The organism is Streptomyces sp. GS7, from assembly GCF_009834125.1.
Lineage (GTDB): Bacteria > Actinomycetota > Actinomycetes > Streptomycetales > Streptomycetaceae > Streptomyces.
Window position 1 is genome coordinate 3,462,755 of sequence record NZ_CP047146.1, and the last position, 19,586, is coordinate 3,482,340.

At 75.6% G+C, this 19,586-nt stretch carries 12 protein-coding genes; all 12 read left to right on the forward strand.

The features are described from left to right. The first annotated feature begins 53 nt into the window (after positions 1-53). The 12 genes from GR130_RS15125 (at position 54) to GR130_RS15180 (ending at position 19,549) form a co-directional block, all read left to right on the forward strand. On the forward strand, positions 54-1,913 hold the full coding sequence (locus GR130_RS15125) for a non-ribosomal peptide synthetase (RefSeq protein ID WP_201304891.1): 1,860 nt from the start codon (positions 54-56) through the stop codon (positions 1,911-1,913). Between the two features lie 193 nt (positions 1,914-2,106). Further along, the gene (locus GR130_RS15130) at positions 2,107-3,573 is read left to right on the forward strand and encodes a condensation domain-containing protein (protein ID WP_159505218.1); all 1,467 of its coding nucleotides are present in this window, start codon (positions 2,107-2,109) and stop codon (positions 3,571-3,573) included. A gap of 14 nt (positions 3,574-3,587) precedes the next feature. After that, the gene (locus GR130_RS15135; RefSeq protein WP_159505219.1) at positions 3,588-7,187 is read left to right on the forward strand and encodes a non-ribosomal peptide synthetase; all 3,600 of its coding nucleotides are present in this window, start codon (positions 3,588-3,590) and stop codon (positions 7,185-7,187) included. Continuing rightward, the gene (locus GR130_RS15140; protein WP_159505220.1) at positions 7,184-10,618 is read left to right on the forward strand and encodes a beta-ketoacyl synthase N-terminal-like domain-containing protein; all 3,435 of its coding nucleotides are present in this window, start codon (positions 7,184-7,186) and stop codon (positions 10,616-10,618) included. Before GR130_RS15135 ends, GR130_RS15140 begins: the two co-directional genes overlap by 4 nt. Then, complete coding sequence (locus GR130_RS15145; RefSeq protein ID WP_159505221.1) at positions 10,611-12,203, forward strand: amino acid adenylation domain-containing protein; 1,593 nt, start codon at positions 10,611-10,613, stop codon at positions 12,201-12,203. The genes GR130_RS15140 and GR130_RS15145 overlap by 8 nt, the downstream gene beginning before the upstream one ends. Positions 12,204-12,284: 81 nt before the next feature. After that, the gene (locus GR130_RS15150) at positions 12,285-13,598 is read left to right on the forward strand and encodes an MFS transporter (RefSeq protein ID WP_159505222.1); all 1,314 of its coding nucleotides are present in this window, start codon (positions 12,285-12,287) and stop codon (positions 13,596-13,598) included. A 68-nt stretch (positions 13,599-13,666) separates the two neighbouring features. Further along, positions 13,667-14,716 carry a MupA/Atu3671 family FMN-dependent luciferase-like monooxygenase gene (locus tag GR130_RS15155; protein WP_159505223.1) on the forward strand — a complete coding sequence of 350 codons (1,050 nt, stop codon included), beginning with the start codon at positions 13,667-13,669 and terminating at the stop codon, positions 14,714-14,716. A 73-nt stretch (positions 14,717-14,789) separates the two neighbouring features. Next, on the forward strand, positions 14,790-15,344 hold the full coding sequence (locus tag GR130_RS15160) for a flavin reductase family protein (protein ID WP_159505224.1): 555 nt from the start codon (positions 14,790-14,792) through the stop codon (positions 15,342-15,344). A gap of 79 nt (positions 15,345-15,423) precedes the next feature. Further along, entirely contained in the window at positions 15,424-16,281 is an 858-nt protein-coding gene (fabD, locus tag GR130_RS15165; RefSeq protein ID WP_159505225.1) for an ACP S-malonyltransferase, read from the forward strand. Positions 16,282-16,346: 65 nt separating this feature from the next. Continuing rightward, positions 16,347-17,174 carry a thioesterase II family protein gene (locus GR130_RS15170; RefSeq protein ID WP_159505226.1) on the forward strand — a complete coding sequence of 276 codons (828 nt, stop codon included), beginning with the start codon at positions 16,347-16,349 and terminating at the stop codon, positions 17,172-17,174. A gap of 321 nt (positions 17,175-17,495) precedes the next feature. Beyond that, positions 17,496-18,497 (forward strand): AfsA-related hotdog domain-containing protein, encoded by a 1,002-nt coding sequence (locus GR130_RS15175; RefSeq protein WP_159505227.1) that lies wholly within the window; start codon positions 17,496-17,498, stop codon positions 18,495-18,497. Beyond that, entirely contained in the window at positions 18,494-19,549 is a 1,056-nt protein-coding gene (locus GR130_RS15180) for a beta-ketoacyl-ACP synthase 3 (RefSeq protein ID WP_159505228.1), read from the forward strand. Before GR130_RS15175 ends, GR130_RS15180 begins: the two co-directional genes overlap by 4 nt. Positions 19,550-19,586: the final 37 nt, after the last annotated feature.

Below are 19,586 nucleotides of genomic sequence, written 5' to 3' on the forward strand. Positions count from 1 at the left end.
GTGGTGTGCCCGCGCGGACCGCGTTCCACGAATTCGACCTGAGGAATTGAGCCATGGGTATGTATGCGCACGCTGCCGCCCCCCGGGCCGGTGCACGCGGGGTGCACCACATCGTCGCCGACCGCGTCCGGGAGTACCCCGACGCCTGTGCCGTACGCGAGCCCGGCGGCACCGAATTGACCTACCGTCAGCTGTGGTGGCGGGCCGGCCGGCTGGCCGCCGCCCTGGCCGCACACGGCGTGCGGGCGGGCGAACCGGTCGCCGTCGACCTCGCCCGCGGCGCCGACCTCGTCGTCGCCCTGCTCGGCATCGCGCGGGCCGGCGCCGCTTACGTGCCGCTCGACGCCCAGGCGCCCGCCGGACGCGTGGCGACGATCCTGGCCGACGCACGGGTCCGCACCCTCGTCGCCGACGGGAACGACACCGCACGGGCCGGCCGGACGGCCGCGGTCGACGGGCTGCGGCGGCTGTCCGTGCCCGCAGGCGAGGGCGAGGGCGAGGCCGGGGCGGAGGCCGGCGAGGCCGCGGTCCCGGATTCGGCGGTGACGGACGACAGTCCCCTGTACGTCGGCTACACCTCGGGGTCCACCGGCGCACCCAAGGGCGTCGTCGTACCGCACCGCGCCGTACGCCGGCTGGTCACCGGCGCCACCTTCTGCACCATCGCACCCGGCGACCGGGTCGGGCAGGCCGCCAACCCCGCCTTCGACGCCACCACCTTCGAGGTCTGGGGCGCGCTCACCGCGGGCGCCACCCTCGTCGTCCTGCCGACCGTCGTCGACCTCGCCCTGGACCGCTGGGCCGCCCTCCTGCGGGACGAGGGCATCACCACCCTCTTCCTGACCACCTCGCTCTTCCACCTGGTCGCCCGCAGCAGCCCCGGCGCACTCGCGTCGCTGCGCACCCTCGTCGTCGGTGGCGAGCAACTGGAACCGGCCGCGGTGCGCGCGGTGCTGGCCGCCGGCGCCCCCGGGCGGCTGGTCAACGGCTACGGGCCGACCGAGACCACCGTGTTCGCCACCTTCTTCGACTGCACCGACGCCTCGCTCGCCGGACGCGACCGGATCCCCATCGGCCGGGCCATCCAGCAGACCCGGCTCGCGGTGCTGGACGAGGCGCTGCGGCCGGTGCCACCCGGGCAGCCCGGCGAACTGTGCATCGGCGGCCCCGGCGTGGCGCTCGGCTACCTGGGCCGGCCGGAGCGGACCGCCCGCTCCTTCGTCCCCGAGCCGGGCACCGCCGGACTGATGTACCGCACCGGCGACCTCGTACGTCAACTTCCCGATGGAGAACTGGAGTTGATCGGTCGGGCGGATCGCCAGGTCAAGCTGCGCGGCTTCCGCGTCGAGCTGGAGGAGATCGAGCGCGCGGCGGTCGCCACCGGCCGCACCGAGGCCGCCTTCGTGGTGAAGGTGGGGGAGGGCCCGGCGGCCCGGCTGGCCGGGGCGTTCCTGGCGTCCGGTCCGCCCGCCGGCGCGGACGAGCAGATCGCCGCGCTCACCGCCGAGTTGGCCGCGTCGCTCCCGGCGTACATGCTGCCCGGCCGCTGGACGCCCCTGGAGAGCCTGCCGCTGCACTCCACCGGGAAGGCCGACCGGCGGAGCATCGAAGCCCTGATCGCCGCGGACGCGGAGTCCGCCGGTACGGGCCCGGTCCCCGCGGGGGAGGGGGCCGCGGGCACCGAACCCGCCGATGTCCTGCGCGGCATCTGGGCCGAGCTGCTCGGCGTCCGCGTCATCGGCCCCGCCGACGACTTCCTCTCGCTCGGGGGCACCTCGCTGCTGGCCGCCCAGGCCGCGTCCCGGATCCGCGAACTGCTCGCTGTCGACCTCGAACCGTACGACGTCCTGCTCGCCGCCGGGATCGACGAACTCGCCGAGCGCGTCGCGGAGTCGGCGCCGAGCCTGCCGTGACCGCCGGCCGTCGGAGCCGGGCCGTCCCGGCGCCCGCCCCGCTGCCGTTCCCGTTCCCGTTCCCCGTCCCCACGCCCCTGCCACCGCTCCCGCTCCCGCTCACGGGAGGTCGCCGAAACCCGGGCACAGCCCGAGAAACCACCGAGACACGGCCCGCGAAAGGGCCCGAGAACGACCCGAGAAAGGGGTCCTGATGGCGCGGCTCCCCTCGCCCCCGCTGACCCGTCGCCACGCCGCGACCGCGCCGCTGTCCCGCGCGCAGGAGCGGCTGTGGTTCATCGACGCCGCGGCGCCCGGATCGGCCGCCTACAACGTCCCGCTCCTCACCCGCTGGTACGAGCCGCTCGACCCCCGCGCGCTGGCGTCGGCGCTGGCCGCCGTCGTCGAGCGCCACGAGATCCTGCGCACCACCTATGGACTGCGCGACGGCCGCCCCGTCCAGCACGTCGGCGCGCCGGGTCCGGTACCCCTGGAGGTGACGGCCCGGCCGCCGGAAGGGGACGAGGAGCTGGCCCGGCACGCCCGTGCGCCGTTCGACCTGGCGGCGGGGCCGCCGCTGCGCTGCGCCGTGTGGCAGGGCGGCCCGGACGGCGATCTGATGCTGCTGGTGGTGCACCACATCGCGGTGGACGGCTGGTCGCTCGGCGCGCTGTACGAGGACCTGGCCGCGGCGTACGGCCAGGCGCTCGGCGGCGGCGTCCCGCGGCTGCCCGAACTGCCGCTCCAGTACACCGACTTCGCCGAGTGGGACCGGGAGGTCTCGGCCCCGTCGGCGACGGCCGAGCGGGTCGGCGCCCGGCTCGCGCAGCTGCGGGGTGCCTCCGGCGACCTGGCGCTGGGCAGCTGCCCGCCCCGCCCCCAGGTCCCGGAGGGGGACCGCCGGGGAGCCCAGCACCTCTTCACCGTGCCCGGCGAACTGTCCACCGCGGCCGAGGAGTTGGCGGCGGAGCTGCGGGCCACCCCGTTCGTCGTCCTCTTCGCCGCCTTCCAGGCCGTGGTGCAGCGCTGGACCGGCCGGGAGGAGTTCCTGCTCGGGACCGTCGCCGCCAACCGTGCGCACCCGGCCGTCGAAGGGCTGATCGGGTTCTTCGTGAACACCGTGCCGCTGGTCTGCCGGCCCGAGCCGGACCGGCCGTTCGCGCGGCTGTGCACCGAGGTGCGCGGCGAGGCGTTCCGGTCGCTGTCCCATCAGCGGCTGCCGTACGAGCAGTTGGCGGCCGCGGCGGGCGCGGACCGCTTCCGTGAACCGGGCCCGCTGGTCAGCGTCGGCTTCGTCCTCCAGAACGCGCCCGCGCCGCGGCTCGGCGACCGGCCCCGGTTCGGCCCGCCCCGACTGCTGCCGACCGGCACCACCAAGCTCGATGTCACGCTCACGCTGGAGTACGGCGACGACGGGCTGCTCGGCACCGTCGAGTACGACCTCGACCGTTACGGCGAGTCCACCGCCCGGCAGCTCGCCGGGAACTTCACCACGCTGCTCGCGGCGGCGGTCGCCGCTCCGGGTACCGCGCTGCGCGCGCTGCCCCTCACCGAGCGGACCGCCGGCCGGCCGCCGGTGACCGTACTCGACGGCGGGCGGCGGGACCTGGCCGCGCACTACCGGCAGCGGATCGGCGCCGTGACCGGCGGCCGGGACGTCTCACGAGAGGGAGAGGCATGAGGAGTACACCGGCCGTGAACGGTCCGGGCGCAACCGCGGTGGAGCTGCTGGAGCTGCGGTTCGCCGCCGAGGAGGCCGCCGACGGCGGTACCCGCACCGCGGTGCGCTGCGCCGGGGCCGACCTGAGCTGGCGGCAGCTGGACGACTGGTCGCGCCGGGTGGCCCGGCACCTGGTGGCGCACGGTGCGGGGCCCGGCGCCTTCGTGCCGGTGCTCGCCGCCCGCGGCGGGGCCCTGGTGGCGGGCTGGCTGGGCGTACTGCGCGCCGGAGCCGCGTTCGTACCGCTGGCGATGGACACCCCGCCGGCCCGCATCCGCTACGTCCTGGAGGAGACCGGGGCCGCCTCGGTGCTGGTGGACGAGGCGGGCGCGGAGCTGCTTCGCGGGCTGGACACCGCGGCAAAGCCGGTCGCGCTGGAGGAGATCCGGGCGCTGCGGCAGGCTCCGGCCTCCGGGGCCGCGATGGAGCCCCTCGACGCCGGGCGCCCCGGTCTGGAGGACCCGGCCGTGGTGATCTACACCTCCGGAACCACCGGGCGCCCCAAGGGCGTCCTGGTCCCGCACCGCGGTCTGCTCAACACCGCCCTGTGGTGGGCCGACGACTGCGCGCTGGACACCGCCGACCGGCTGCTGGTGACCGCGGGCACCGCCTTCGACCCCGCCGCCTTCAACGTCGTCCAAGGGCTGCTCGCCGGGGCCCGGATCGTCCTCGCCGACGATGTCGAACGCCGCGATCCGGCCGCGCTGCTGCGGCTGATCCACGGCCCGGAGGGCGCCACGGTGGCCGGTTCGGTCACCCCCAGCCTGCTGCACGCGATGCTCGAAGCGGCTGACGCGGCCGATGCCGACAGGGCGGGCCCGGGTGCCCCGTCCTCGCTGCGGGTCGTCTACTCCGGCGGCGAGGCGCTGCCGCGGTCCCTGGCCACCGCCTGCACCCGCCGGTGGGGCGCCGAGGTGCGCAACGTCTACGGCCCCGCCGAGGCGTCCTGCAACAGCACCCGCGCGGTGGCCGACCCCGGCGACGACCGTGCCCCGGCCATCGGCCGGCCGCTCCCCAACACCCGTGCCTACGTGCTGGGTCCGCACGGCGAGGAACTGCCCGCCGCGGTGCCCGGTGAGCTGTACGTCGCGGGCACCGGGGTGGCGCTCGGCTACCTCGGGCAGCCGGAGCGCACCGCCGCGGCGTTCCTGCCCGACCCGTACGCACCGGCACCTGGCGCGCTGATGTACCGCACCGGCGACCGCGTACTGGTGCGCCCCGACGGCGAGTTGGAATACCTGGGGCGCATCGACGACCAGGTGAAGATCCTCGGCAACCGGATCGAGCCGAACGAGGTCCGCACGCTCATCGAGGAGAACCCGGCCGTCGCGGCGGCCGCGGTCCACCCGGCCGGCTCCCCCGAGCGCCTGGTCGCCTACGTGGTCCTGGCCCCCGGCCGCGCCCCCACCCACGAGGAGGTCGTCCGCCCGCTGCTGAGCTGGCTGCCCGCGGCCGTGCTGCCCGCCGAGGTGCACGTGGTGGACGCGCTGCCGCGCACCGCCAACGACAAGGTCGACTTCGCGGCGCTGACGGCGCTGGTGGCGCGTGGCGGCCGGACGCTGCCGCGCGGCGAGCGCCACCCGGCGCAACTGACCCACACGCAGCGGCGGGTGGCCCACCTGATGGCCCAGACCCTGGCAGAAGCGGGCGCGGGCGGCGCGTCGCCGGACGGCACCGCGGCCGCCGAGGACGCCGGGGCGGGCGCCGCGATCCCCGCGGACGGGGACTTCTTCACCCTGGGCGGGCACTCCCTGCTCGCCGTACGGATGCTGGCCGCCGTCGAACGGGAATGCGGAACCGCGGTCCCGCTGCGGGACTTCCTCGCCGATCCGACGGTGGCCGGACTCGCCCGCTTCCTCGACCGGGCCCCCGGCGCGGCCCGGGAGGAGCACACCGCCGCGGACCCGCACGACGGCCGCTACCCGGCGTCCCCCGTACAGCAGCGGCTGTGGTTCATGGACCGGCTGCCCGCGCTCCGCGCGGCCTATCTCGCGCCCAGCGTCGTCGAGATCGACGGGCCGGTGGACCGCGCGCTGCTGCGCGACGCCTTCGCCGCCGTACTGGCCCGCCACCCCGGCCTGCGCTCCCGCTTCACGCTGGACGCCCGGGCGCGGCGCGTCCACTACCGGACCGACGGCGGCCCGCCGGAGGTCGACCGGGTCGACGGCACGGCCTGGACCGACGGGGAACTGCGCGAGCATCTGGCGCGCGCGTGCTGGGCCCCCGTCGACCTCGCCCGGCAGGCCCCCGCGCACGGTGAGGTGATCGCCCTGGCCGGGCAGCGCACGGTGCTGCTGTACGCGGTGCACCACATCGTCACGGACGGCTGGTCGCTCGGCCTGGTCATGACCGAACTGGCGGACACCTACCGCACGTTGAGCGGTGGCGGGCGGCTCCCGGGCGACCTGCCGGACGCCCCGCACCCGGCCCGGCTCCCCGCCGCTCCGGCGGCGGACGGCGCGCCCGGCGCCCTGCTGGACGGGCTGCGCGGCGCGCCGACGGACATCGCCCTGCCGTACGACCGGCCGCGCCCGGCCGCGCAGAGCATCGAGGCGGACGTCCGCGAGACGCTGCTGCCGGCCGCGGACAGCGCCCGCATCCGGGAGATCGCCGCCGAACTGGGCTGCACGACCTTCATGACCGCGACCGCACTGCTGGCCGCGGTCCTGGCCCGGCGCGGCGGCCAGCGGGACTTCCTGTTCGCCTTCCCCTGGGCCGGCCGGGACGGCGCCCGGGCGGCCGGGACCGTCGGGATGTTCGTCAACACCCTGCTGGTACGGGCGGATCTGACCGGAGACCCGAGTTGGCGCACCCTGCTGACCCGGGTGCGGACCTCCGCGATGACCGCCTTCCGGCACGCGGACGCCCCGTTCGACGCGCTGGCCGCCGCACTGCACCCCGGCCGCGATCTGAGCCGGCCGCCGGTCACCCCTGTCTACGTCGACGCCCTGGACGAGGCGTCCCGTCCGCCCGATCTGGGCGCGGGTATCGCCACCCGCTACGCCCGGCCGCCTGCGCTCAGGCTCAAGTACGAGCTGGAGCTGACCGCCGCCGCCGGCGGCGACCGCATCGGCCTCCAGCTCACCTATGCCACCGCCCTCTTCGACGCCGACACCGTCGATGCGCTGCTCGGCGAACTGACCGCCGCCGCGGCCGACCTCACCACCGATCCGGAGGCTCCCGTGCTCACCGACGCACAGCAGAACACCACCCCGCACCCCGCAACCGCGCCCGAGGCGGCGGAGACCGGGCCCGACCCGGCCGCACTCGCCGAGCGGGTCGGCGCCGCCTGGCGGGAGGTGCTGGACGTCGACAGCGTCCCGTACGACGTCAACTTCTTCGACGCGGGCGGCGATTCACTGCTGCTGATCGTCCTGCTGGACCAGCTGTCCGGGCTGACGGACCGCGAACTGGACGCCGCCGATCTCTTCCAGCACAGCACGGTGTTCGCCCAGGCGGCACTGCTCGCGGGCGGGCCGCGGAGCGCGGCGGCACCGGCCGCCGAGCGCTCCCCGGCCGCCGGACGCGTCCGGCTGCTCGGCCGGGAGCGGCGCGGCGGGGAGGTCCGGGCGTGAGCGACGATGCGGCGATCGCCGTCATCGGGGTCGGCTGCCGCTTCCCCGACGCCCGCGACCACGCGGAGTTCCTGCGCAACATCGCCGAGGGCCGGGTGGCCTTCCGCGACCTGGACCGGTCCGCGCTGCTGGCCGCGGGGCTGACCGAGGAGACCCTGGACGACCCGGCCTATGTGACGACGGCGGCCACGCTGCCCGGCGCGGAGGACTTCGCCGCGGAGTTCTTCGGCTACTCGCCCACCGAGGCGGAGGCCACCGACCCCCAGCAGCGGATCTTCCTCGAAGTGTGCTGGCAGGCACTGGAGTCCGCTGGGCACGCGCCGAGCGGGGACCCCCTGATCACCGGCGTGTTCGCGGGCGGCAGCGCCGGCACCTACCTGGCCGCGCTCCAGGCCGCCCGGATGCGGACGGACGGCGTGCTGGGCGCGGTCGACGACGTGCTGCTGCACCTCGGCGGCCTCGGCGACTTCCTGCCGTCCCGGGTGGCGTACAAGCTGGGCCTGCGCGGACCGTCCGTCGGCGTGCAGACCGCCTGCTCGTCGTCGCTGACCGCGGTGCACTACGCGGTGCTCAGCCTGCTGTCCGGAGAGTGCGACCTGGCGTTGGCCGGCGGCGCGGCGGTCAACGAGCCGGTGCTCGGCTACCGGCACCACCCCGGCGCGCTGGCTTCCCGGGACGGCCGGTGCCGGCCGTTCGACGCGCGGTCCACCGGTACGTCCTTCAGCTCGGGCGTAGGCGCCGTCGTGCTGCGCCGGCTCCGCGACGCGCTGGCGGACGGCGACCCGGTGCTCGCGGTGGTGCACGGCTCGGCGGTCGGCAACGACGGCTCCGCCCGCTCCGGCTTCACCGCGCCCAGCCCCGCCGGGCTGGCCGACGTGGTGGCCGCCGCACTCGACGTGGCCGGGGTCCGCGGCGACCAGCTGCGCTACGTCGAGGCGCACGGCTCCGGCACCCCCCTCGGCGACCAGATCGAACTGCGCGGTCTGACCGAGGGGTTGGGCGTCGCCCCGGGCGTCACCGGCTTCTGCGGTCTGGGCTCGGTCAAGGCCAACATCGGCCACTGCGGACCGGCGGCCGGGATCGCCGGCCTCATCAAGGCCGTCGAGGTGGCCCGTACCGGCGTACTGCCCGCCCAGCCGCTCTTCGAGCGCCCGCGCAGCCCCGGCGTGCTGGCCGACAGCCCGTTCCGCATTCCGGTCGAGCCGGAGCGGATCGCCGGCGACGACCGCTACGTCCTGGTCAATTCGATGGGCCTGGGCGGCACCAACGCGACCGTGGTCATCGGCCCGCCGCCGCCTCCCGTCCGGCCCGCCGCGCCGGCCGGAGACCGGGTGCGGCTGCTGCTGTCGGCCCGGGGCGACACCGAACTGGACCGGATGGCAGGGGAGTTGGCCGACGCACTGGAGCACGGCGCGGTCGCCGCCGCGGATGCCGCCCATACGCTGCGGGTCGGGCGGACCGCCTTCGCGCGGCGCCGGGTGGTGTGCGCGGCCCCGGTGGACCTGCCCGCCGCGCTGCGCGCCCCCGCACCGGCGACCCCGCCCGCCCGGCGGGGCGTCCGGCTGGTCCTGCCCCCGGCCGGGCTGCCGGAGGGCGTACGCGAACGGCTGGCCGCGGCCTTCCGGGGGCGCGCCGAGTTCGTGACGGACCCGGAGGAGGGCGGTCCGGCGGACGACCGGTACGTCATCGCGGCCGAGGCGCTGTCCGCCGCTGCTACCGGCCCCCTCGGCAACGCAACCGGCAACCCCGCCGGAGACCGGCTCGACGACCGGCTCGACGAGGCGCTCGGCGCGGCCTGGCTGCACGGCGTCGACGTCGACTGGCAGGTGCCGGCCGCGGGCCGCGGGCGCCGGGTGCCGCTGCCCACCTACCCGTTCACCCGGCGCCGCTACTGGGCGCTGGACCGGCTGCCGCCGCTCGCCGCCCCGCTGGCGGCACCCGACGCCCGGCCGGAGCGGCGGCAGCGCGACGACCTGACAGCCGACCTCGTCGACCTCTGGCGGGAGATCTTCGGGATCCCCGACCTCGGTCCGGACCGCGCCTTCGGCGAGCTGGGCGGCGACTCGCTGACCGCCATGCGGATCGAGGCCGCCGTCCAGCGCCGCCACGGCGTGTCGGTCAACGTCCACCGGGCCGGCGGCGGCCAGGCCACCGCCGGGCGGATGGCGCAGATCGTCCGCGGGCTCCGGAGCCCCGGCACTCCGCAGGATCCGGCGGCGGCCCGGCCCGCACAGCCGGCCGACGGCCGCGAGGCCGATCCGCTGGATGCCGATCTGGCCCTGCCGCTGGGCGAGTTGGCGGCCGCCGACCGCACACCGGGCCCCGGCACGCTGCTCAGCGGCGACACCGGCGCACTGGAAACCACCCTGCTGCACGAGCTGCTGACACGGTCCGCCGCACCGGTGCACCGGCTGCTGCCGGTGCCCGACGAGGAGAGCGGCCGGGCGCTGCTCGCCGCGGCGGCGGCCCGGCTCGGCCTCCCGGAGCCCGACCCCGCCCGGGTCCGGATCGTCCCCGCCGAGCCGTCCGCGGTCGGCAAGGCGCTCCGCCGCCACCACGACGCCGAACCGGCCGCCGGTATCGGACGGGTGGTGCACGCGACCACCGGCACCGGCCCGGGTCTCCCGTACGGGGAAGCCCGGCTGCACCGCGTCCTCCCGTTCGCCGACATCCTCGGCTGGATGCGCGAACAGGCCGTCCCGGACTGCACGTTGATCTCCCCGCTCGCCGCCTGCGCGCCCGCGCTCGGCGCCGAAGCGGTGATCGAGGAGAGCCGCGAGCAGCCGCTCGACCCGCGGCGCGGCGGCGCGGCGCAGGCCGCCTGGGTGGCCGAACGGCTCCTGGAGCGCGCCGAGCGGGACGGTATGCGGGTACGGGTCTTCCGCACCGGGCTGCTCCTCGGGGCGCCGGGCGGCAGCACCGGGGACGCCCTCGCGCACCTCCTCATCGGCAGTGCGGCGGTCGGCCGGCATCCGCTGGACGATCAGCCGCTGCCGCTCACCCCGCTCCCGCTCGCGGCCCGCGCGATGGCCGAACTCCTGGCCGCGCCGGGCTCGGTGGGGCGCGCGTACCACCTGGTGGACGAGGAACCGCTGACCGTCCGCGCGCTCTTCGCCCGGCTCGCCGCGGCCGGCCTCGCCACCGAAGGCGTCCCCGTGCGCCGGTGGCAGCGCGCGGTCGCTCTGCGGGCCCTGGAGAGCGACCCCGACCCGCGGGCCCTGGACCCGCTCGCGCTCCGCACCCTGGCGGCGAGCGCCCCCGGCGCCGGCCGGATCCAGGCGCGCGCCTGGGGGGCCTGGCGCGACCGGCAGCCGGACGGCGAGCTGCCGGTCGGCGACCTCCTCCTGCACGGCCTGCGGCGCACCGCCGCCCACGACCCCGAGATCGCGGCGCTGCTCGCCGCCACCCTCACCGAGGACCGAGATGACTGACCGCACCGACGACCGCACGCTGTACGACTGGTTCACCCGCTCCGCCGACCGCTTCCCCGACGCGCCGGCCCTGGAGGTCGGGGACCGCACCCTCACCTACCGGCAGCTGCACGACTGCGCCACCGGGGTGGCCGCCCGGATCCTCGCGGCGCACGGCCGCCCGCCGCGGCGGATCGCGCTGCTCGCCTCGCGCAGCCTCACCGCGTTCGCCGGCTACCTGGCCGCGCTGCGGCTGGGAGCGGTGGTCACCCCGCTCAACCCGGCCTACCCGGCCCGCCGCAACCTGGGCGTGTACGAGCTGGCCGGCGCCGAGGTGCTCCTCACGGACGAGGCGGGCTCCGCCCAACTACCCGACTTCGCGGAGCAGTTGGAGAGGTCGAGGCACACCGGTCTCACCCTGCCCGACGACGAGGCGGCGGCGTACGGCGGCACGGCGGCCACGCTGCCGGCGCCGCCCGCACCGGACACCGCCCCGGACGACATCGCCTACGTCCTGTTCACCTCGGGGTCCACCGGGCGGCCCAAGGGCGTGCCGATCCGGCACCGCAACCTCTCCCCGTACATCGCCCGCAACATCGCGCGCTTCGAGGTCGGGCCCGGCTGCCGGGTCTCGCACACCTTCGACCTGACCTTCGACCCGTCCGTCTTCGACCTGTTCGTCACCTGGGGCGGTGGTGCCACACTGGTCGCGCCGGGCCGCACCGAGCTGCTGACACCGGTCGACTACCTCGTCGAGCGCGGCATCAGCCACTGGTTCTCGGTGCCCTCGCTCGTCTCGGTGGCGGCCGGGCTCGGCAATCTGCCCACCGGACTGGCCACCGGGCTGCGCTACGGCATCTTCATCGGCGAGCAGCTGACCTACCGCCAGGCCGCCGCCTGGCAGGAGGTGGCCCCGAACGCGGTCATCGAGAACGTCTACGGCCCGACCGAACTCACCGTCGCCTGCACCGAGTTCCGGCTGCCCGCCGACCCGGACGACTGGCCCGCCACCTCCAACGGCACCGTGCCGATCGGGCCCGTCTACGACTTCCTCGACACCCTGATCCTGGACGAGGACGGCCGCCCGGCCGCCGAGGGCGAACTGTGCGTCCGCGGCTCCCAGCGCTTCGACGGCTATCTGAACCCGGCGGACGACACCGGCCGCTTCCTCTCCTTCGACGGCGAGCGGGCCACACCGTACGACGGCCGCCACCCGCTCACCGCCGCCCACTACTACCGCACCGGCGACCGGGTGCGGCACGAGGACGGCGCCCTGGTCCACCTGGGCCGGCTGGACAACCAGGTCAAGGTGCGCGGCTACCGCATCGAACTCGGCGAGATCGAGGCGGCGATGCGCAGGCACCCGGCCATGCGGGAAGCCGTGGTGGTCGCGGTGCCCGGCGACGGCGGCACCGAACTCGTCGGCTGCTACACGGGCGAGGAACTCAAGGCCACCGCCGCGATGCTCTGGCTGCGCAGGCACATCCCCGTCCACATGGTGCCGCGCCGCCTGGTCCATCTGGCCGAGCTGCCGCTCAACCCCAACGGGAAGATCGACCGCCCCGCGCTCCGGCAGCGGTTCGGCACCGCGGCCCCGGCCGCCTGACCGCCCCGGAAGCAGCCCAACAGGCCGGGGGAGTCCGGCAGTCACCCAAGTACCGGCAGACGCAGAAGGAGCAGCGAGACGATGCGGGCACTGCGCACCCTGATGCCTCCCCCGGGAGTCGTCACCGTCCTCACCATCAGCAACCTGGCACGCACGGTGGGCAATGGCTTCCTGCTCTCCGTCAGCGTGCTGTACTTCATCCGCGCCGTCCACGTGCCCGCCGGGCAGGTCGGCCTGGGGCTGACCGTCTCGGCGGTACTGGCGATGGCCGTCAGCATCCCGGCCGGACAGCTCTCCGACCGGCTCGGCTCGCGCACCGCGTCCCTCGCCTTCGGCGTCACCCAGGGGCTGCTGGTCTGCGGATACGCCCTGGCCGGCGGCTTCGCGGGATTCCTGGCCGTGGTCAGCCTGACCGCGATGGCCGACTCCGCGAGCACCGCCGCCCGGGGCGCGCTGATCGCGGACGCACTGCCGCCGGGCGAGCGGGTCCGCGCCCGCGCCTACCTCCAGTCCGTCATCAACGTCGGCCTGTCGGGCGGCACACTGCTCGGCGGTGTGGCGCTGTCCGCGGACTCCCGCACCGTCTACACCGCCATGCTGCTCGGCGCCGGCGCGCTCTTCACCGTCGGCGGTCTGACCTGCCTGGCACTTCCGCCGCAGGCCCCCCGCCGCGCCCCCAAGGGGCAGCGCGACCGGCACGTGCTGCGTGATGTGCCGTACCTGGCGGTCTCGCTGTGCAACGCGGTGCTGGTGCTGGGCACCGACGCCCTGCTGACCGCCGCGCTGCCGATCTGGATCGCGGACCGCACCCGAGCCCCGGTCTCCGTCTACGCGGCGATCATGTTCCTCAACACCGCGATGTGCGTGCTGTTCCAGGTCCGCCTGAGCCGCGGCGCGGAGGACGTCCGCGGCGGCGCCCGCGCCATGCGCCGCTCGGGCGTGCTGCTCGCGGCGGCCTGCGGCGTCTTCGCGCTGTCGGCCGGCCGGCCCGCCTGGATGGCCGTCGGCTGCCTGCTGGCCGGCGCCCTCGCCCAGGTCATCGGCGAGATGCTGCACTCGGCGGGCTCCTGGGCGCTGTCGTACGAACTGGCCCCCGCCCATGCGCACGGCCAATACCAGGGCCTGTACGGGATCGCCCAGCGCGCCGGGACTGCGATCACCCCGGTGCTGACCACCGCCCTGCTCATCGGCTGGGGATGGCCGGGCTGGCTGGTCTTCGCGGCGGTGCTGCTGGCCGGCGGCCTGGCCACCCCGGCGGTCGCCCGCTGGGCGGAACGGAACCGGCCGTTCGACGGCGCGGACGACTGCCCCGGCGGCGATCGGGCCGACGGCCGCGGCACCGGGGACGCCGCCGCGAGCCGTACCTCGGGCGCCGCCGCACCGACCTCGGCCTGACCCGGCCCCCCGCCGAGCGCCGCCCCCACCCCACCCCACCCACCTCCACCCACCACAGAGAGAAGACGATGGACTTCAGCCTGTTCTACTTCGGGGACGACGGCCAGGACCCGGCCTCCCCCGGCCGCTACGAACTGGTGCTCCAGGGCGCCCGGTTCGCCGACGAGAACGACTTCAGCGCCGTATGGACCCCCGAGCGCCACTTCCACCCCTTCGGCGGGCTCTACCCCAACCCCGCGGTCACCGGCGCCGCCGTGGCCGCGGTCACCAGCCGGGTCGCGGTCCGCGCCGGCAGCGTCGTGGCACCGCTGCACCATCCGCTGCGGATCGCCGAGGAGTGGGCGGTGGTCGACAACCTCTCCGGCGGCCGGGTCGGACTCGCCTTCGCCTCCGGCTGGCACGCCGTCGACTTCGCGCTCCGCCCCGAGAACTACGCGGACCGCCGCACCGTCCTGTTCGACACGGTGCGGCAGGTGCGCGACCTGTGGCGCGGCGAGGAGCTGACCGTACGGGACGGCGGCGGCACCGAGCAGCGGGTGCGCGCGTATCCGCAGCCGGTCCAGCGGGAGTTGCCGGTGTGGGTCACCAGCGCGGGCGGTGTGGAGACCTTCCGCGCCGCCGGGACGCTCGGTGCGGGCGTCCTGACCCACCTCCTCGGCCAGGACCCCGACGAACTGGCCGGGAAGATCGCCGCCTACCGCGAGGCGTACGCCGCCCGCCCGGACGCGGACGGCGGCAGCGGCCATGTCGCGCTGATGGTGCACACCTTCCTCGGCACCGACGACGACGCCGTACGCGACCAGGTGCGCGGGCCGCTACGGGCCTATCTGCGCAGCTCGTTGGGGCTGCTGCTCGGCTCGCAGACCGCCGGCGCCCGGCGCGTCGACCCGGCCAGGCTCCGCGAGAAGGACGTGGACTTCGTCGTCGACCGGGCCTTCGACCGCCACTACGAGGACGGCGGGCTGCTGGGCACGGTGCCCAAGGCGGCCCGCATCGTCGAGCGGCTGGCCGGCCTCGGCGTCGACGAGGTGGCCTGCCTCATCGACTTCGGCCTGCCGGCCAAGACCGTGCTGGACGGGCTCGGTCACCTCAACGACCTGCGGAAGGCGGCCTCATGAGCGAGCGCGGCGAGCGAATCGTCGAAAGGCGCGTGCCGCGCGCATGCGGGGCCGGGCGAAGCGAGGTTTCCGCATGAGTGCCATGGCAGCGAGCCCGACGGCCACCGGGCCCGCGCCGTCCGCCGGGACCGCGGGCCCCGACGCGGCCGAACGCCGGCGCTTCCGGCGCGCCGCGGGCCGCTTCCCCACCGGCGTCACCGTGGTCACCGCGACGGCCGACGGACAGCCGCACGGCACCACCGTCAACGCCTTCAGCACCGCTTCGATGGACCCGCTGATGATCCTGGTGGCCCTCGGCAACGACTCCCGGCTCCGCGAACACGCCCTGCACAGCGGCTCGTTCGCGGTCACCGTGCTCGCCGCCCACCAGGAGGCGGACGCCCGCCACTTCGCCGACCCGGCCCGCCCGCCCGGCGCCGCGGGCTTCGCCGGACGCCCGTGGCGGACGGCCGGCCACGCCCGCTCGCCCGTGCTCACCGAGGGCGTCGCCGCCTTCGACTGCTCGCTGGCCGCCGCCTTCCCGGCGGGCGACCACACCGTGCTGCTCGGCCGGGTGGAGCGGTTCGACGTGCTGTCGGACGGCCCGCCGCTGCTCTTCGCCGACAGCCGGCTGCTCCCCGGCCCGTGATCCGTACCGGAACCCCCGCCACCCCCGGGCGCCGGCCCGCACCGTCCCTTCGATTCGCACGCAGCGAGGAACACACCCCATGAGCTACGTCCTGATGTTCCCCGGCCAGGGGGCCCAGCGCCCCGGTATGGGCGCCGAGTGGTTCGACCGCTTCCCCGAACTGACCGAAGCCGCCGACGAGATCCTCGGCTACTCCCTCCGCGACCTGTGCGTCGACGACCCGGACGGGCTCCTCGGCCGGACCGAGTACACCCAGCCCGCGGTCTACACCGTCAACGCCCTCGGCTGGCGGGTGATGCGCGAGGCGGACGGCGAACCCGACCTCGCGATCGGCCACAGCCTGGGGGAGTACAACGCCCTGGAAGCCGCCGGGGTGTTCGGCTTCGCCGACGGCCTGCGGCTGGTGGCGGCCCGGGCCCGCGCGATGTCCGCGGTCACCGGCGGCGGCATGGCCGCGGTGGTCGGACTGGACGACGCGGTGCTCCGGCTGGTGCTGCGCCGCTCCGGCCTCACGGGCGTCGAGGCCGCCAACTTCAACACCGCCGACCAGACCGTGATCGCGGGCCCCGTGGACGAACTGGCGGAGGCGGGCGGCGCCCTGCGCGCCGCCGGCGCCCGTGCGGTGCGCCCCCTGGACGTCAGCGGCCCGTTCCACACCTCGCACATGGCCCCGGCGGCGGCGGAGTTCGCGCCGGAGCTGGCGGCTGCCGAGCTGGCCGCACCCGCCTTCCCCGTGGTCGCGAACCGCACCGCCCGGCCCTACCGAGCCGGTGGGATCGCCGGTGTGCTGCTGGAACAGATCGACCACCCGGTGCTGTGGCGGCACACCGTCGAGGGGCTGCTGTCCGAGGGCCGCACCCGCTTCCAGGAGGCCGGCGGCAGCACCGTGCTGACCCGCATGCTGCGCGCCCTTCGCCGCGAACTCGCCAGCGTGTGACGGCAGTTGTCCCGTACCCGGCCGCACCCCGCCGGCCGACGACCGACCCACCGGAGGAACCGACCGTGACCACCGCATTCACCCCCGACTCCGACGCCGCCGCCCCCGGCCCTCCCGTCACCCCCGCCGACGCCGTCGTACGGCCCCGCCCGGTACCCGATCCGGCCCTGCGCGTCTTCCTGCTGCACCATGCGGCCGGCTCCCATCTCGCCTACACCGACTGGGTCGCCCACTTCCCCGACGACTGGGAGGTCTGCCTCTTCGAGGCGCCCGGCCGGGGGAGGGTGGCGCCACTGCCCCCGCTGCGCACCGCCGCCGACCTCGCCGGATTCTTCATCGAGGCGACAACCGGCCTGCTGGATACGCCCTTTGTGCTCTTCGGCCACAGCATGGGCGCCCTCGTCGCGTACGAGACCGCCGCCCAGCTCGGCACCCGCGGCCTGCCGCAGCCGCGCTGGCTGGGCGTATCGGCCTGTGAGGCGCCGTACGACGCGATCCCGGGGGAGGGTGCCGGCGGGGAGGCGCTGCACCGGATGCCCGCCGGCCGGCTCCGGGCGGCGCTGCGAGCCCTGGGCGGGATGCCGGAGACCGTGCTCGCGGACGACGACGTCTGGGCGCTGTTCGAGGCCCGGGTGCGTGCCGACTTCTCCGTCGTCGAGACCTGGGAGCCGCGCACGGCGGCATCGGAGATCCGGCCGCCGCTGTCCCTCTTCGGTGGTCGGGACGACCCGGTCGTGCACCGGGACGATCTGCTGGAGTGGGCGGACGGCGCCGAGGTGCACCTCGGGCAGCACTTCTTCCCGGGCGGCCACTTCTACTTCGAAGGGCAGTCGGCATTGGTCGTCGGGCAGTTGGTCCGGGATATCCGCACGGCGATGACAGACGTCGCGTAAACATCGGGAAAAGTATTGCGTCGCGGCTTGCGAATCGGTCGGAAAAGCGGGTTGACGGGGCAGTGAATGCAGTGACATCATCGATGATGCGGAAAGGGAAATCCGCAGCGCGAAATTGTTCCGGTAGGGGAATCCGCCGCGACAGATGCGCTGCGTTCGATGCCTCCGCGGCATTCACCGAATGCACCGCCTTCATCACCGTGATCGCACGCACCGCATTCACGTCGTTCACCGCATTCACCTCGTTCGCGGCCTCCGCAGCGGACACCTCATCGCGATGACACCGGGGGAACCATGCAACTCCCAAGAGCCACGGAGGAATTGCCCAGCGGGCGTGACCTGCCCGCGATCGACCGCTGGGCACTCCCCGAACTCTTTCTGACCGCGGTACGCACCCTGACCGCGACCGAATACCTCGCCACCGCCCGCATTCCGGCGGATCACCCCTACTACACCGACCGGCTCCCCGATATGGGCCGGGCCGGCGGAATCGACCCGCTGCTCCTCCTGGAATGCTGCCGGCAGGCCGGACCCTACGGCGGCCGGGAACTGCTGCAACTGGAGCCGGACGGACGCTTCCTGCTCGAATCCTGCACCCTCGCACTGCCCGGCATCCTCTCCGCCGGACGCACCGAGGGCCCCGCGGACCTCGCCCTCGCCGTCACCGCCCGCCACCGCCCCGGCGCCGGCACCGCCCGCCGTATCACCTACACCTGCGACATGACCCTGCCGGCCGGCCGCCTCGGCACCGCCGCGCTGGGCGTGCGCCATCTGTCCCGCGACCTGTACGACGGCCTGCGCCCGCCGCGCGCCCGGCGCGCCACCGTCCGCCCCGGCGCCCCCGTCGCGGCCGGCACGCCCGTCGCGCCCCACCTCGTCGGCCGCACCCGGCCCGCCAACGTCGTCCTCACCCAGGTCTCGCTCCGCCAGGGCCGGGCCCAGGCCCGGCTGCGGGTGCCATCCGGCAACCCCGGGCTCTTCGACCCCGCCCACGACCACGTCCCGGCCATGGCACTGCTCGAAGCGGCGCGCCAACTGTCCCTCTTCACCGCCGCCGAGACCTGGGGCGCGCTGCCTCAGCACACCGCGGTGGCCGGCTACGACTTCGCCTTCCACCGCTTCGTCGAACCGCACACCCCGGTCACCGTCCGGCTGAGCGCCTACGAACCCGCCGAACAGGACGGCGCGCTCGGCACCCACCTGCCCCACATGCGCTGCTTCCGCGTCGTGTTCGAACAGAACGACACCGTCGCCGCCGAGGGCCGCACCCAGCTCACCACGGTGGCATCGCCCGCCCTCGTCCCGGGAGGGGACCCGTCATGACCCGTGCCGCAGTCGTCTGCGGGCTGGGCGGCGCCGTGCCGTCCACCGCCGTCCCCAACAGCGCCCTCGCCGCCCAACTGGACACCTCCGACACCTGGATCCGCACCCGCACCGGCATCCGCCGGCGGTATGTCATCGCCCCCGGCGAGGCCACCTCCGACCTCGCCGTGGCGGCCGGCCGCCGGGCCCTGGACTCCGCCCGCCGGACCACCGGCGACCCGCACGCCGACCACACCACCGACCTCGTCGTACTGGCCACCAGCACCCCCGACCACCCGTGCCCGGCGACCGCCCCCGCGGTGGCCCACCGGCTCGGACTGTCCGGCGTCGCCGCCTTCGACATCGGCGCCGTGTGCACCGGGTTCCTCTACGCCCTGGCCGCGGCCGCCTCGATGATCGCCGCCGGTGCCGCACAACGGGCCCTGGTCATCGGCGCGGACACCTTCTCCACCCTCCTCGACCCGGCCGACCGCACCACCCGCGCCATCTTCGGCGACGGCGCCGGAGCGGTCGTGCTGCGCGCCGGCAGCGCCGACGAACCGGGCGCGCTGCTCGGCTTCGACCTCGGCAGCGACGGCAGCGGCGCGGAGCTGATCACCGTCCGCGCCGGCGGCTCCCGGCAGCGCTCCACCGCCACCCCGCCGCCCGCGGGCGACGAGTTCTTCGCGATGGAGGGCCGCAGCGTCTTCACCGAAGCCGTACTGAACATGAGCAAGTCCGCGCACACGCTGCTGGACCGGATCGGCTGGCGCGGCACGGACCTGGACCGCCTGGTCGCCCACCAGGCGAACATCCGCATCCTGCGCGCCGTCGGCGAACAACTCGGGCTCACCGACGACCAGTTGGCCGTCAACCTCGACCGCGTCGGCAACACCGTGGCCGCCTCCGTCCCGCTCGCCCTCGCCGACGCGGCCGCCCGCCGCACCCTGCGCCCCGGCGACCGGGTCCTGCTCACCGGCTTCGGCGGCGGCCTCACCTGGGGCTCGACGGCGCTCCACTGGCCGTCCGCCCTGCACGTGGAGCCGGTCCCCGGCATGGCCGACCCGCTCTGACGCCCCATCACCGGACACCCGCCGTCACCGTCAACCG